We start from the raw sequence: 13,919 nt of genomic DNA on the forward strand, positions 1-13,919 counted from the left end.
GTCCCTATGCCCCAACCCCTATACTATTCCGATCGCAGCGATTTCACCGGATTTACCAAGGCGGCTTTAATACTTTGATAACTGACGGTCAGTAAGGTAATAGCCAACGCACCCGCACCCGAGACGGCGAAAATCCACCACGACAATTCAGTATGGTATTCATATTTCTGGAGCCAACTGTTCAGGAAGTAATAAGCGATAAGAATTGAGATGGCAAATGCGATAATGACCAGCACTACAAAGTCTTTGGAAAGCAGCACCCACAGGTTAGACACCGATGCACCGAGTACTTTTCGAACACCAATTTCTTTCGTCCGCTGTTCGGCTACAAAAGACGCCAGGCCAAATAAGCCCAGGCAACTGATTAAAATGGCGAGAATAGCAAAGCCAGAAGCCAGTTTACCAATACGCTCCTCGGCTGCAAATTTCAGGGCATACTGCTGGTCCGTGAATCGATAATCGAACGGGCTACCAGGGTTGAATTTCCGGAAAACGCCATCGATTTTCGCCAGTGATTCACTGGTGCTTTGGGTCGGATTGAGTTTAATAGTGATAAAATTCGCCCAACCATAATCCATTACGTAAACTGTCTGATAAATAGGTTTGAAAGGCGAGTCCATGAGCATATCTTTAATAATGCCAACTACCCGGTACGGCTTACCATTCCATTTAACCTGTTTGCCAACCGGATCTTTCAGATCCATATACCGGACAGCCGTTTCATTCAATACAATCCCAGATGAATCGCTGGCAAATTTCCGGGAAAAATCGCGTCCCTGCGAAAACTGCCAGCCTACCGTTTTGCCATAGTCATGCGTAACGGCGATCGTCCCAAAGTTATCTTTGAAGTCCGGATTTTTGCCCTCCCAATCGAAACCACTATTCTGCGAGTTTAAATCCGTTGCCGGAGCCGACGAAGTTGCCATATCGACAACAGCACCGGTTTGTATCAGGGCGTCCCGAAGGGCATTATAGTGCTGATGCAATTCGGGCGTGTTCATCGCTACCGTAATCAATCCACTTCGCTCATACCCCACTGGCCGATCTTTCGCGTGCTGAATTTGCCGGAACACGATGATCGTTCCGATGATCATCGTCACCGAAACCGTAAACTGAATCACGACCAGTACCTGACGCGGAATCGACGCAAACCGGCCTACCCGGAATGTTCCTTTCAAGACCTTAACCGCCTGGAACGATGATAAATACAGCGCTGGATAGCTACCAGCAACTAACCCAGTTAATAAACTAAATCCAATACCGCAAAGCCAGAAAACCGGATTTGTCCACAAAATACCAATCTGTTTATCAGCCACTTCATTGAAAACAGGAAGTATTAGCAACACCAGCAGAATGGCTAGTACGAACGAGAAAGCGACAACCAGCAGCGATTCACTAAAAAACTGGCTGATCAATTGACTACGTACCGAACCCACCGCCTTCCGAATTCCTACTTCTTTGGCGCGCTTTTCGGACCGAGCGGTACTCAAATTCATGAAATTGATACAAGCCAACAGCAGCACAAATACGCCGATAATCCCAAATAACCAGACGTATTGAATCCGCCCGTCTAAATTTCCCGATTTATCCCAGCCTGAGTATAGATGCCATTTGCTCATAGGCAGCAGGTAAACCACGGGCTTGATGAACGCCACCTCCGGATTATGTTTTATGCGTATGTCTTTGATCTTAGCCGAAACAGCGTCAAAATCAGCATTGGGTGCAATCTGAGCCAGAACCTGCCACGAGAAATTACCCCATTCAACATTATCCTGCGCCCGTTTTACCCAGGCTTCGTCGGAAACGTACAAATTCCAGGGAGCCATAAATTTCATATCCCGGAACTCAGTATTGTATGGGAAATCTTCATAAACGCCCGTCACTTTTACGTCCAGCTTATTGTCGATTTTCATGAGTTTACCTACCGGATCAGTCTCGCCAAACAAGGCTTTCGCTACCGACTCCGAGAGCAAAATTGAATTTTGATCCTTTAACCCGGCTCGCGTACCGCTGAGCATTTTCAGCGTGAGCATATCCGGTGCATCTGCACTGAGGTAATTACCTGTTTTGGTAAATTTCTTTTCGCCATACGCCAGAATATGGTCACGCGTCCAGGAGGACATGATGACGTGCGTAAAATCATCGCCATATACCGTTCGAAGTTCTGGCCCCATGGGCGCTGGGTTGTATTCACCATTAAACACTTCCCCATTGAACTGCCCACTTTGCATGACCTTGGCAATGCGGCCGTAGTTCTGAAAATATCGATCGTAGGACAGTTCATCGTATATCCAAAGGCCAATCAGCATCGCGACGGCCATACCTACGGCCAATCCGCCGATATTGATGAAGGAATAAACCCGATTCTTAGCCAGGTTGCGAAAGGCGATTTTTAGATAGTTGCGTAGCATGGTCGTGTTGGTTGGTCTTGGGTAGTATTTTTCTTCGTGTTTCATCAGCGAAGGACGCAGCAAACTCACTACATCCCGAACGTAGCGCCAGCGAGCCTGCCTCAAACCCACCTCCCCAAGGCGCTGCTGGAACAACTCATCCAGATCACCTTTCATCTCTTCCGCCCGATGCGGTGGACAGAACAGATGCAGGAGATAGGTAGCGAAACGAGGGGGTGTGTTTGGCATGGGGCAGAGGGGTTCAGCAGCGGGCGAAAGGTATGAGCGGAGGGTAATCACCCCCTGCCCAAACCCCTTACCTCTATGCTATTCATTCCGTAGTGATTTTACTGGATTCACCAACGCAGCTCGTATACTTTGATAACTGACGGTTAGCAACGTAACGGATAATGCACCTAATCCTGCCAGGGCAAAAATCCACCAAGACAGTTCTGTACGGTATATATAATTCTGGAGCCATCCCGACAACACATAGTATGCGATGGGCGCGCCTATGCAGAAAGCCACCAGAATCAGCATAACGAACTCTTTCGAAAGCAAACCCCATACGCTGAATACCGACGCACCAAGCACTTTCCGAATGCCGATTTCTTTAGTTCGTTGCTCGGCGATGAACGATGCCAACCCAAACAATCCCAGACAACTAATTAAAATCGCCAGGATGGCAAATCCACCAGCCAGTCCGCCAATGCGTTCTTCGTTGCCAAATTTCCGTGCGAAGTTATCATCCACGAACTTGTAATCGAAGGGCGAATCGGGACTGTAGATTTTGAATACCTGCTCTACTTTCGCTAATGCTTCGCTGGCCGATACTTGCGGAGCTAAGCGCAGAGTGATGGTGTTGACATTCCGGTAGTTGACCGCAAAAAAAGACGGATTGACCGGCTTAAACGGATCTTCTTTCACCATATCATTGATGACTCCAATGACCCTATACTCGCGACCGCTTTGCAGAACAGTTTCGCCAATTGGTTGCCTGAAGCCCATCAGTTTTACGGCGGCTTCATTTATAATCATCGAAGAACTATCCGTCGTGAAATCCCGCGAAAAATCCCGGCCTTCTTTTAGCTGCCAGCCAATCGTTTTGCCATAGTCATGTGTAATGTAATTCGACATCACCAGTGGCTTACTATCGGTCTTTTTGCCTTTCCAGGAAATATCGGTTGTGCCACCAGCCTGCTCCGTTATCGAATTCGATGATTCCGCCATATCAGCCACAGCTCCTGTATTGAGCAGATCATTCCGTAGGGCCGTGTAATGACCGTACAGTTCAGGCGCATTCATCCCGATTTCAATCAGCCCATTACGGCTATACCCCACTGGGCGATCTTTGGCATATTCGATCTGCCGGAATACGATGATGGTGCCGATAATGAGTGTAACAGAAACCGTAAACTGAAAACCGACCAGTACTCTACGTGGAATCGTAGCTGAGCGGCTAGTTCGCATGATGCCCTTCAGCACTTTAATAGGCTGAAACGAGGACAAATACAATGCTGGGTAGCTTCCCGCAATCAAACCCGTCAGCAAACTAAAACCTAGCCCTGCGATCCAGAAGAACGGATTTGACCAGGGAATCACCATCTTTTTCTCCGCTACCTGATTAAAAAATGGCAGGGTAAACTGTACGAACAAAATGGATAGACTAAACGCCAGCATCGCCATCAGCAGCGATTCGCTGAAAAATTGCGCAACCAGCTGACTCCGCAACGATCCGATCGACTTCCGTATCCCGACTTCCTTAGCCCGTTTCTCGCTTCGGGCGGTACTCAGGTTCATGAAATTGATACAGGCCAGCAACAACACAATTACGCCAATGCTACCAAACAGCCAGACAAACGTAATTGTCCCACCGGTATTAACGCCGTTAGTAAAATCGGAATACAGGTGCCATTTCGTCATCGGATGCAGGAAAAACTCGGGTTTGTAGCCCGGCGGATTGTCCCGCTTCATCCGGATATCTTTGATCTTAGCCGACACTTGATCGAAATCAGCACTCGGTTTGAGTTGGGCGAAAATCTGGTACGAATTGGAATCCCATTGATCTCGGTCGCGTTTGGCTCCCTCGTCGTTGGCCGTAAAGAATTTCCAGGGAACCAGAAATGTTACGTCGTTGAAGGTATTATTAGCTGCGAAATCTTCGTAAACACCCGCTACGTTTACCGTCTGTTTATTGTCTAGTTTGATCCGTTTGTTGAGTGGATTTTCGGTACCAAACATCGCCCTGGCAAGTGATTCAGAGAGGAGAATCGAATTAAGATCATTGTCCCCAAACCGTGTGCCAGATACGACATTCAGCGACAGCATATTGATAAAATCAGGCTCGACATAATTGCCCACTTTCAGAAGTTTCTTGTCGCCAGCTGCCAAAATCACTTTTCGCGTTACAGACAATCCAACTGATTCAAAATCAGGATAGTTACTCCGCAGTTCCTGCGACAAGGGAATTGGCAGCACATCGTAGGATGATTTCTCCACGTCGAACTTCACAAACTGCCAGATTTTCGCCAGCCGGTCATAGTTTTTAAACTGTTTATTGAACGACAGTTCGTCATACATCCAAAGGCCAATCAGCATCGCGACGGCCATACCTACGGCCAATCCGCCGATATTGATGAAGGAATAAACCCGATTCTTAGCCAGGTTGCGAAAGGCGATTTTTAGATAGTTGCGTAGCATGGTCGTGTTGGTTGGTCTTGGGTAGTATTTTTCTTCGTGTTTCATCAGCGAAGGACGCAGCAAACTCACTACATCCCGAACGTAGCGCCAGCGAGCCTGCCTCAAACCCACCTCCCCAAGGCGCTGCTGGAACAACTCATCCAGATCACCTTTCATCTCTTCCGCCCGATGCGGTGGACAGAACAGATGCAGGAGATAGGTAGCGAAACGGGGCGGTTGCATAAGTGATGAACGATAAGTAAGTTAGAAACTGAATGTGAGCACGTTGATGAATCTTTACTCATCTTTCATCACTAATCGCTCATCACTAATTTTTATTCACTCCGTAACGATTTTACTGGATTCATCAAGGCGGCTCGTATACTTTGGAAACTGACGGTGGCTAAGGCGATGCCGACCGCCAGCAAACCGGCTAATCCGAACACCCACCAGACAATGTCAATTTTATAGGCAAAATCCTGTAGCCATTGGTGCATCGCCCACCAGGCAATCGGACTGGCAATGACAATGGCAATGAGGACGGGTTTGAGAAAATCTTTCGAGAGCAACGTAACAATGCTGGCTACCGAAGCGCCAAGTACTTTCCGAACGCCAATCTCTTTGGTACGCTGCTCGGTCATGTACGTAGCAAGCCCGAAGAGGCCAAGACAGGCGATAAAAATGGCCAGCATGGAAGCAATAGTAAATATCCGTTCGGACTGCTGCTCGCTTTTATACTGTTCGTTATACCGCTCGTCTACGAAAAAATAATCGAATGGATTGCCGGGAAAATACTGATTATATAGCCGCTCTAATTCCGCAATTTTGGCAGGCAATTGGTCCGTTGTGAGTCGGACAGTGGTGTAATACACACTGGTTTGCGGAATGAAAATGATCGGCTCTATGGCCTGTTTCAAGGATTGATGATGGTAGTTTTTGACCACACCAACAATTTCCAGCTCACGACCCCACTTGATTTTCTGCCCCACAGCCGCGTCTGGCGATAAAAACCCTAACTGCTCAACAGCCCGCTCATTGATCATCACCTGACTGACGTTCTCCCAACGCTTGTCGCATTCGGTTGCCGATACGTTTTGACCAGCAACCAGTTTTATGCCATATGTAGACAGAAAACGATGATCCGCATTAACGATGGCGTAGGATTTTTGCCCATCAGCCGGTTGCGGATTGAGTCGGGTAATGCCATCGGCATTGAAATTATACCAATTGCCCGGTACGCTCCCCGACGTACAAAACGCCTGAACCGATGCCAGTTGTGCAACCGACTGACGAAAGGCTACACTACGGGTTTTGAACGTACTATCTTTCCCAACATCCGGACCACGCACAACCAGCAATTGATCGAGTTTCATGCTCAGATCCTGGGTTTGCATGTAATGCAGCTGCTGCAACATGACAACCGTTGCCACCACAAGCGCTATCGACACACTAAACTGAAAAACGACCAGCGATTGCCGTAACAGAACGCCCTGCCCCACACGACTGATAGCCCCTTTGAGCACCTGTACGGGTCGGAATTTCGTCAGCACAAATGCTACGTATCCTCCCGACAGTAACGTTCCAGCCAGCAGAAGACCTATCGCAAATGTCCAGGATTGACCATGTAGCAGTACATCAACGGATAAAGCTCTTCCAGTAAGTTCGTTAAACGGTTGCTGCAACAACGCAACCAAACCAAATGCCAGCCCTAAACCCAGCAGGTTTAACAGTAGTGACTCGCTCAGAAACTGCGTAATCAATTGGCCGACACCAGCCCCAACCGTTTTTCGAACCCCAACTTCTTTGGCTCGCTGAAGCGCTCCCGCCGTTGAGAGATTGATGTAGTTGAACCAGGCAATGACTAAAATCAGCAGGCCAATTCCAGCCAGCAAATAAACAAATCGCAAACTACCATTGGTCTGGTAATAGTCACCCAGCGACCGGGCCAGGTGCATATTTCTAACGGGTTGTAACCGAATGAGATCCTTATCTTCCGGCTTAAGTTTTTTCTTCAGGTTGTTGAATTTCGTTTCCAGAGACAGGTAGTCAGTTTGGGGGCGAACTAACAGATAGGTGTCGATAAAATTATTGTCCAGATTATCCAGTCGGGCCCAGTCGTTGCCGTTTAAACCAGCCGGATTCGCCAACGTCTGGAGCGAAAAGAGCATATCAACCCGAAAATCCGAATTGGCCGGAAAATCCCTGAATACGGCACCAACAGTAAAGGCTTGCTGACCAAACTGATTATTTAGTGTCAGTACTTGACCTACTGTCCGACCATCTTCAAAATATTTCCGGGCCGCTGTTTCTGAAATGGCTACCACATTAGGTTGCTTTAGTGACGAAGCCGAGCCATCGGCCAGGGCAAAGCTGAACAACGAAAAGAAATTCCCATCGACATAGGCTGTGCTCGTTTCCCGAAATGATTTCTGGTCGGCTCCGCCAGTAGCGGTTACAATGCCATCGCTGACCCCATTGGCGATCCGGCAAAAATCCTGCACTTCGCCGAACTGAGCCTTTGCCAGTGGACCTACACCCGGTGGTAATTGCGGGTAGGTCTGTTGGTTATTGTCGATCAGGATTCGATATAGATTGGGGAGGTTTTGGTGAAAGCCATCCACACTGCGCTCGAAAGAAACATATTCAGCAATCAGCACGAACGTAGCCATACCCAAAGCCAGTCCAGCAATATTGATAATCGAATAAACCCGGTTTTTGGCCAGACTGCGGAAAGCAATTTTGATGTAATTACGTAGCATCGTCGTAAGGGCTGGATTGGTATAGGTATTCGTTTGTTGTTTCATTAAAGAAGGCCGTAGCAAACTCACTACGTCCCGAACGTATCGCCAACGGGCTTCCCGCAACCCCACTTCCCGAATCCGCTGCTGGAACAACTCATCCAGATCACCTTCCATCTCCTCCGCCCGATGTGCAGGACAGAACCAGTGTAATAAGCGGTTGGCAAAACGGGGTGGGTTATGTGGCATAGGGCAGAGAGGTTTGGGCAGAGGGCGAAAGGTGCAGGTGGAGGTTTATTACCCTATGCCCTACGCTATTCCGATCGCAACGATTTCACCGGATTTACCAAAGCTGCTTTGACGCTTTGGAAGCTGACCGTCAGCAACGTAATGAGCAACGCACCTGCCCCAGAAGCGGCAAAAACCCACCACGAGATGTCGGTATGATACGTGTACTGCTGAATCCAACCCTGCATGAAGTACCAGGTCAACGGAAACGCAATGAAGAGCGAAATAACTACCAGCAACACGAAATCTTTGGAAAGCAATTGCCACAGATTGGCTATCGATGCACCCATGACTTTGCGGATGCCAATTTCTTTGGTCCGTTGCTCCATCACAAACGACGCCAGACCGAACAGTCCCAGGCAGGAAATAAAGATGGCGAGCCCAGCGAAGAAGCTGGCCAGTTTGCCGATCCGTTCTTCTTCGCCAAATTTTTTCGCGTATTCCTGATCGGCAAACTTGTAATCGAATTCGTTGTCAGGATCGTATTTTTTATAAATCGCTTCAACCTTAGCCAGTGCTTCGGAGGCACTCTTTGTTGGCTTAATTTTAAAATTTACCAGTGAGATACGTTTGTAGTTTATGAAGAAAATAGTCTGTTTAACCGGTTCATACGGCGATTGGGTAACCAGGTTTTTAACCACGCCAATCACTTTAAACGGCTCATCCCCCCATTTGATGACTTCACCAATTGGATTCTTTAATCCCATATAGGCAACGGCTGCTTCGTTCAAAACAAATCCGGTAGAATCGGTAGCGAACTCTTTCGAGAAATCCCGCCCTTCCTTTATTTTCCAGTCAATCATTTTGCCGAATTCGTGGGTGATCCGAAGCGTTACAAACTCATCGGCCATACCTGGAGCTTTGCCTTTCCAATCGAAACCGCTATTCGTAACACCCGTATTCGTAATAGGCGAATCGGTGGCAGATACTTCTTCAACAGCCCCTGTATTCAGCAACTCATCTCGAAACGTAGCAAAATGGGTAATGATGTCCTTATTCCGAATGGGGAATGAAACCAGATTACTACGACTATAGCCGACAGGTCGATTCTTGGCGAATTCAATCTGCTGGAAAACAATCAACGTACCCACAATCAGCGTGACCGAAACGGTAAACTGAACAACAACCAGCACCTTGCGCGGAAGAGCCGCCAATCGCCCAACCCGAAAAGTACCTTTCAATACCTTAACCGGCTGAAAGGACGACAGGTATATGGCGGGATAACTACCGGCGATTAAGCTAGTAATCAAGCTAAAACCAAGCCCCAAAGTCCAGAATAATGGATTGGTCCACGGGATACTGATTTGCCGGTCGGCTACTGCATTGAATGCAGGCAGAACGATCAGGACTAACAGCAGAGCAAAGGCAAAAGCGATAATGACAATCAGAAACGATTCGCTAAAAAATTGCAGCATAATCTGCTGACGTACCGAACCGATTGCTTTTCGAACACCAACTTCACGGGCGCGTTTTTCGCTACGGGCCGTACTCAAATTCATGAAATTGATGCAGGCCAGCAGTAGCACAAACACGCCGATTATACTGAATAGCCGAACGTATTGAATTTGACCGCCAACGTTTACGCCACTTTTAAACTCCGAATACAAATGCCATTTTCGCATTGGCAGCAAAAATAGTTCGGGTTTAAAGCGAACATCATCGTTGTTCCTCACTCTATTGAATTTTGCATCTTTAATTGCGGTCGAAACAGTTTCCATATTGGCATTATCGGCAATCTGCACAAACGTCTGAAACCAGCTATTCCCCCAGCCGAGCCATTCAGGTAACTCTTTCTTCTTCAGCTCAAAAGGCGCAATAAATAGCAGATTCTGAAACGATGAATTCGTCGGCAAATCAGCATAAACGCCTGTTACTTTCACATCATATTTATTGTCGATGCTTATGAGTTTATTCAACGGGTCGGCATCACCAAACAACGACTTCGCGGTTGATTCAGCCAGTAAAATTGAGGATGGATCACGTAGTCCCGACCGTGCGCCTTTCAGCATGGTCAGTGCCAGCATATCAGCGATGTCAGGTTCCATGAAGTTGCCAACATTGGTGATTTTTTTGTTGCCGAGAGTTAGCAGATGTTTTCCGGGATACTCGGCCGTAACCACGTATTTAAAATGGCTTCCGTAGTTGCTTCGTAGTTCAGGAGCAAGCTGCATCGCCTGACCTGTCCAGGTTTCAATTTTATCATTGAATGTCTGATTCTGCATCACTGTCGCGATACGATCATAATTCGCATAACTCTGGTTGTAAGCAAACTCATTCATCACCCAAAGGCCAATCAAAATAGCCACGGCCATACCCGTTGCCAGACCGGCAATATTGATAGCGGAATACCCTTTGTATTTGGTCAGATTCCGGAACGCAACATTGAAATAATTACGTAGCATAGTTGTATTTTTTGGTCTAGGGTAATCTTGTTCTTGTCGTTTGATCAAAGAAGGCCGTAGTAAACTCACTACATCCCGGACGTATCGCCAGCGCGCTTCCTGCAAACCCACCTCTCCGATCCGTTGCTGAAACAATTCCTCTAAATCCCCCTCCGCTTCCTCTGCCCGATGCGGAGCCAGAAACCACTTCAGTAGTTGGGTAGCGAAACGAGGTGGTGTATTTGGCATAGGGCATAGGGTTCGGGGCATGGGGATAAGGGGAATTAAAAAAGGCAGTCAGTATAAACCCTATGCCCTTACCCCTCTGACCCATGCTATTCAGATCGCAACGATTTTATGGGATTGACCAAAGCGGCTTTAACTGCCTGATAACTTACTGTCAATAAAGTAATTAATAATGCTCCAATTGCTGCCAGACCAAAAGTCCACCATGACAACTCTGTACGATAGTTGTAATTCAGTAACCACTGGTTCATAAAATACCAGGCAATAGGTGCCGCAATCATACAGGCAATGATGACCAGCAGTACAAAATCTTTGGACAGCATTTGCCAAAGGTTGCCGACACTGGCTCCCAACACTTTCCGAATGCCGATTTCCTTGGTGCGTTGTTCGGCCACAAAACTCGCCAGACCAAACAGGCCCAGACAGGAGATAAAAATGGCCAGAACCGTGAACAAAGAAGCCAATCTTCCGATGCGTTGCTCGGCAAAAAATTTGCGACTATATTCCTCATCCACAAAACTGTAGTTAAACGGAGCTGAAGGGACCAGTTTCTTCTGAATAGCCTCTACTTTTGCCAAAGCCACATTAGCTGGCATATTGGGGGCTATTTTCAACTGAATCTGGCTTAGATTATCCAGATTTCGTTCTAACCAATAAAAACCCATTTTTACTGGTTCGTAAGGTGAATCCGCTACCAAATCATCGACGACACCAATAATTTGCCGACGTTTTCCGCTTTCTTCATGCGTAATAAATTCACCTATCGGATTTTTCAAACCGATGTATTTCGCAGCTGATTCATTGATAATTACGGCTGCGGTGTCGGTGCTGAACGCTTTTGAGAAATTTCTCCCCTGTTTTATTTTCCACTGGATCGTTTTACCAAAGTCCTCGTTAATCCTCGAGACTGAAAAAGAAGATTCGGATTCAGGATTTTTGCCTTTCCAGAGGAAGCCCCCCCAATTGTCCCAGACAGCCGTCACTGGCATTGACGAAAATGCCACATCACTAACAGCTCCACTTGCCTGCAATTCGTTTCGTATCGCTTCTTTTTTAGTCGCGAAATTGGGGTCGTCCATTGAAAGCCGCACCAGGCTTTCCCGTCCGTATCCTACAGGTCGTTGCTGGGCGTATTGAATTTGCTGATACACAACGACTGTTCCAATGATTAAGACCACCGAGACCGTAAACTGTATAACCACTAAGATCTGGCGTGGCAGTGAAGCATACCTCCCTACTCGAAATGTCCCTTTCAATACCGTTACGGGGCGGAAAGATGACAAATAAAAGGCCGGATATAGTCCTGACAATAAAGCCGTTATGATTAGAAAGGTAAAACTTGACAACCAAAAATAAATGTTTAAAAAAGGCAGAGCGATGTGTTTGTCAGCCAATTCATTAAACGTCGGAAGCGAAAGCGAAGTGGCTCCAAGGGCAATCACCAGAGCCAGCAAAACGACTAGAAACGATTCGCCCAAAAACTGATTGACCAAATGTGATTTTTGTGAGCCTATGGCTTTGCGGATACCTACTTCTTTAGCGCGTTTCTCGCTACGAGCGGTACTTAAATTCATAAAATTGATGCAGGCCAGCAGCAAGACAAAGATGCCCACCACCGCAAACAGCCAGACAAACGTAATACGGCCGCTCACCGGATACCCATTTTTAAACTCCGAATACAAATACCATCGACTCATCGGGAACAACCAAAGTTCCGCTTTGTACTTTTGAGCCCGTTCGTGTAAATCAGCAGGTGAATCTTTCAGATATAGATCACGGATCGTAGCGCTTGCCTGCTCTAGGGTCACATTATCAGCCGTTTGAACCAGCAGTCTGAGCGAGGAATTACCCCAATTATCCTCATTCGACCGAAGCCATTCGTCATTGGCTCTCAGGTTTTCAAAATTTCCAAAAAATTCGATTTCGCCCCAGAAGCTGTTACGGGGCAGGTCTTCATAAACGCCCGTAATTTTTCCATCAATCTTGTTGTTGAGCTTAATGACCTGATTGATCGGATTTTTATTCCCAAAAAGAGCATTCGCTGTGGAGGCCGAAATAATAATGGCTTGATTATCATTGAGACTTTCCGTATCGCCCTGAAGCATCTTGATTGAAAACATATCAATCGTTCCTTTTTCGATAAATTGCCCCGTCTTGTTAAAATCCTTTGTACCCGTTTTTAAGGAATATCGCCCTTCCCATATGTAAAGCGACACATGCTTAAACAGGTGCGCATATTTGGTTTTCAATAACTTAGCGATCGGCTGCGGCAGATTATCGGAACTTTTAGTTTTCTGCTCCAGAGGTTCCGTAAACCGATTCCGTACCAGCGCGATGTGTTCGTAGTTTTTGAAAGAGCGATTGTAGCTCACTTCATCCCATACCCACAGACCAATTAATATGGCGACTGTCATACCGACGGCCAAACCGCCGATGTTTATAGCTGAGTAGCCTTTGTTTTTAATCAGCGTACGAAACGCGATTGTCAGATAATTGCGAATCATGGTCGTATTGGTTGGTCTAGGGTACTCTTGTTCATGTCGTTTCATTAGAGAAGGACGCAACAGACTCATTACATCCTGAATGTATCGCCATCGGGCCTCCTGCAAATTCCCCTCGTTGATCCGTTGCCGAAACAATTCTTCTAAATCCCCCTCCGCTTCCTCAGCCCGGTGCGGAGCCAAAAACCACTTCAGTAGGTGGGTGGCCATGCGAGGTGGTTTGATGGTATTCATGACCAGGCCGTTCGAGGAATGGTATCCCACATCTGATTACGCAATTGGCGAATCTCTTCCAATGCCCTACGACCGTACGCTGTTACACTGTAAAGTCGCTTCCGGCGCCCTCCTCGTTCGGCAGTCATTCCCCCCATTTCGGAACTCACCAACCCTTTTTCCTGAAGTCGGTTCAGCGCCGAATGCACCGCTCCGAGGTTAACGGAACGCCCCATCTGTTGCTCGATTTCGTTGACAACCGCTGCTCCGTACGCATCGCCTGCCCGAATCGCTACGGCTAATAGCACAACTTCCTCAAACTCGCCTAAATAGGTTCCTTTCATAGTCAGGAATTAGTTGTGTAAATGTATAACAAATGCCTTGCCATGAATAAAAAATGGCCTTTATACGCAGCAAAGGCCTTTTTCATTAATAACTAGAAAAACGAACTTGTCCAGAAACGGACATTTTTTGTACGGTCCT

Annotated in this window: 6 protein-coding genes; all 6 read right to left on the reverse strand. The window is 47.1% G+C overall.

Going from position 1 to position 13,919, the window contains the following annotated elements:
• Positions 1-23 precede the first annotated feature (23 nt).
• A complete protein-coding gene (locus ACYVE4_RS20245; protein WP_461042036.1) occupies positions 24-2,639 on the reverse strand; it encodes an ABC transporter permease in 2,616 nt (871 codons plus the stop codon).
• A gap of 78 nt (positions 2,640-2,717) precedes the next feature.
• Positions 2,718-5,312, reverse strand: a complete 2,595-nt coding sequence (locus ACYVE4_RS20250) for an ABC transporter permease (protein ID WP_461042037.1) — start codon at positions 5,310-5,312, stop codon at positions 2,718-2,720.
• Between the two features lie 92 nt (positions 5,313-5,404).
• The gene (locus tag ACYVE4_RS20255; protein ID WP_461042038.1) at positions 5,405-8,056 is read right to left on the reverse strand and encodes an ABC transporter permease; all 2,652 of its coding nucleotides are present in this window, start codon (positions 8,054-8,056) and stop codon (positions 5,405-5,407) included.
• 65 nt (positions 8,057-8,121) lie between these two features.
• Complete coding sequence (locus ACYVE4_RS20260; RefSeq protein WP_461042039.1) at positions 8,122-10,746, reverse strand: ABC transporter permease; 2,625 nt, start codon at positions 10,744-10,746, stop codon at positions 8,122-8,124.
• A 65-nt stretch (positions 10,747-10,811) separates the two neighbouring features.
• Positions 10,812-13,457, reverse strand: a complete 2,646-nt coding sequence (locus ACYVE4_RS20265) for an FtsX-like permease family protein (RefSeq protein ID WP_461042040.1) — start codon at positions 13,455-13,457, stop codon at positions 10,812-10,814.
• On the reverse strand, positions 13,454-13,780 hold the full coding sequence (locus ACYVE4_RS20270; protein ID WP_461042041.1) for a PadR family transcriptional regulator: 327 nt from the start codon (positions 13,778-13,780) through the stop codon (positions 13,454-13,456). Before ACYVE4_RS20270 ends, ACYVE4_RS20265 begins: the two co-directional genes overlap by 4 nt.
• Positions 13,781-13,919 lie beyond the last annotated feature (139 nt).

Source organism: Spirosoma harenae (assembly GCF_054776975.1).

Bases quoted from the DNA above. Each gene is read 5' to 3' on its own strand.
- ACYVE4_RS20245 (WP_461042036.1), bottom strand. From the start codon at position 2,639: ATGCCAAACACACCCCCTCGTTTCGCTACCTATCTCCTGCATCTGTTC.
- ACYVE4_RS20250 (WP_461042037.1), bottom strand. From the start codon at position 5,312: ATGCAACCGCCCCGTTTCGCTACCTATCTCCTGCATCTGTTCTGTCCA.
- ACYVE4_RS20255 (WP_461042038.1), bottom strand. From the start codon at position 8,056: ATGCCACATAACCCACCCCGTTTTGCCAACCGCTTATTACACTGGTTC.
- ACYVE4_RS20260 (WP_461042039.1), bottom strand. From the start codon at position 10,746: ATGCCCCGAACCCTATGCCCTATGCCAAATACACCACCTCGTTTCGCT.
- ACYVE4_RS20265 (WP_461042040.1), bottom strand. From the start codon at position 13,457: ATGAATACCATCAAACCACCTCGCATGGCCACCCACCTACTGAAGTGG.
- ACYVE4_RS20270 (WP_461042041.1), bottom strand. From the start codon at position 13,780: ATGAAAGGAACCTATTTAGGCGAGTTTGAGGAAGTTGTGCTATTAGCC.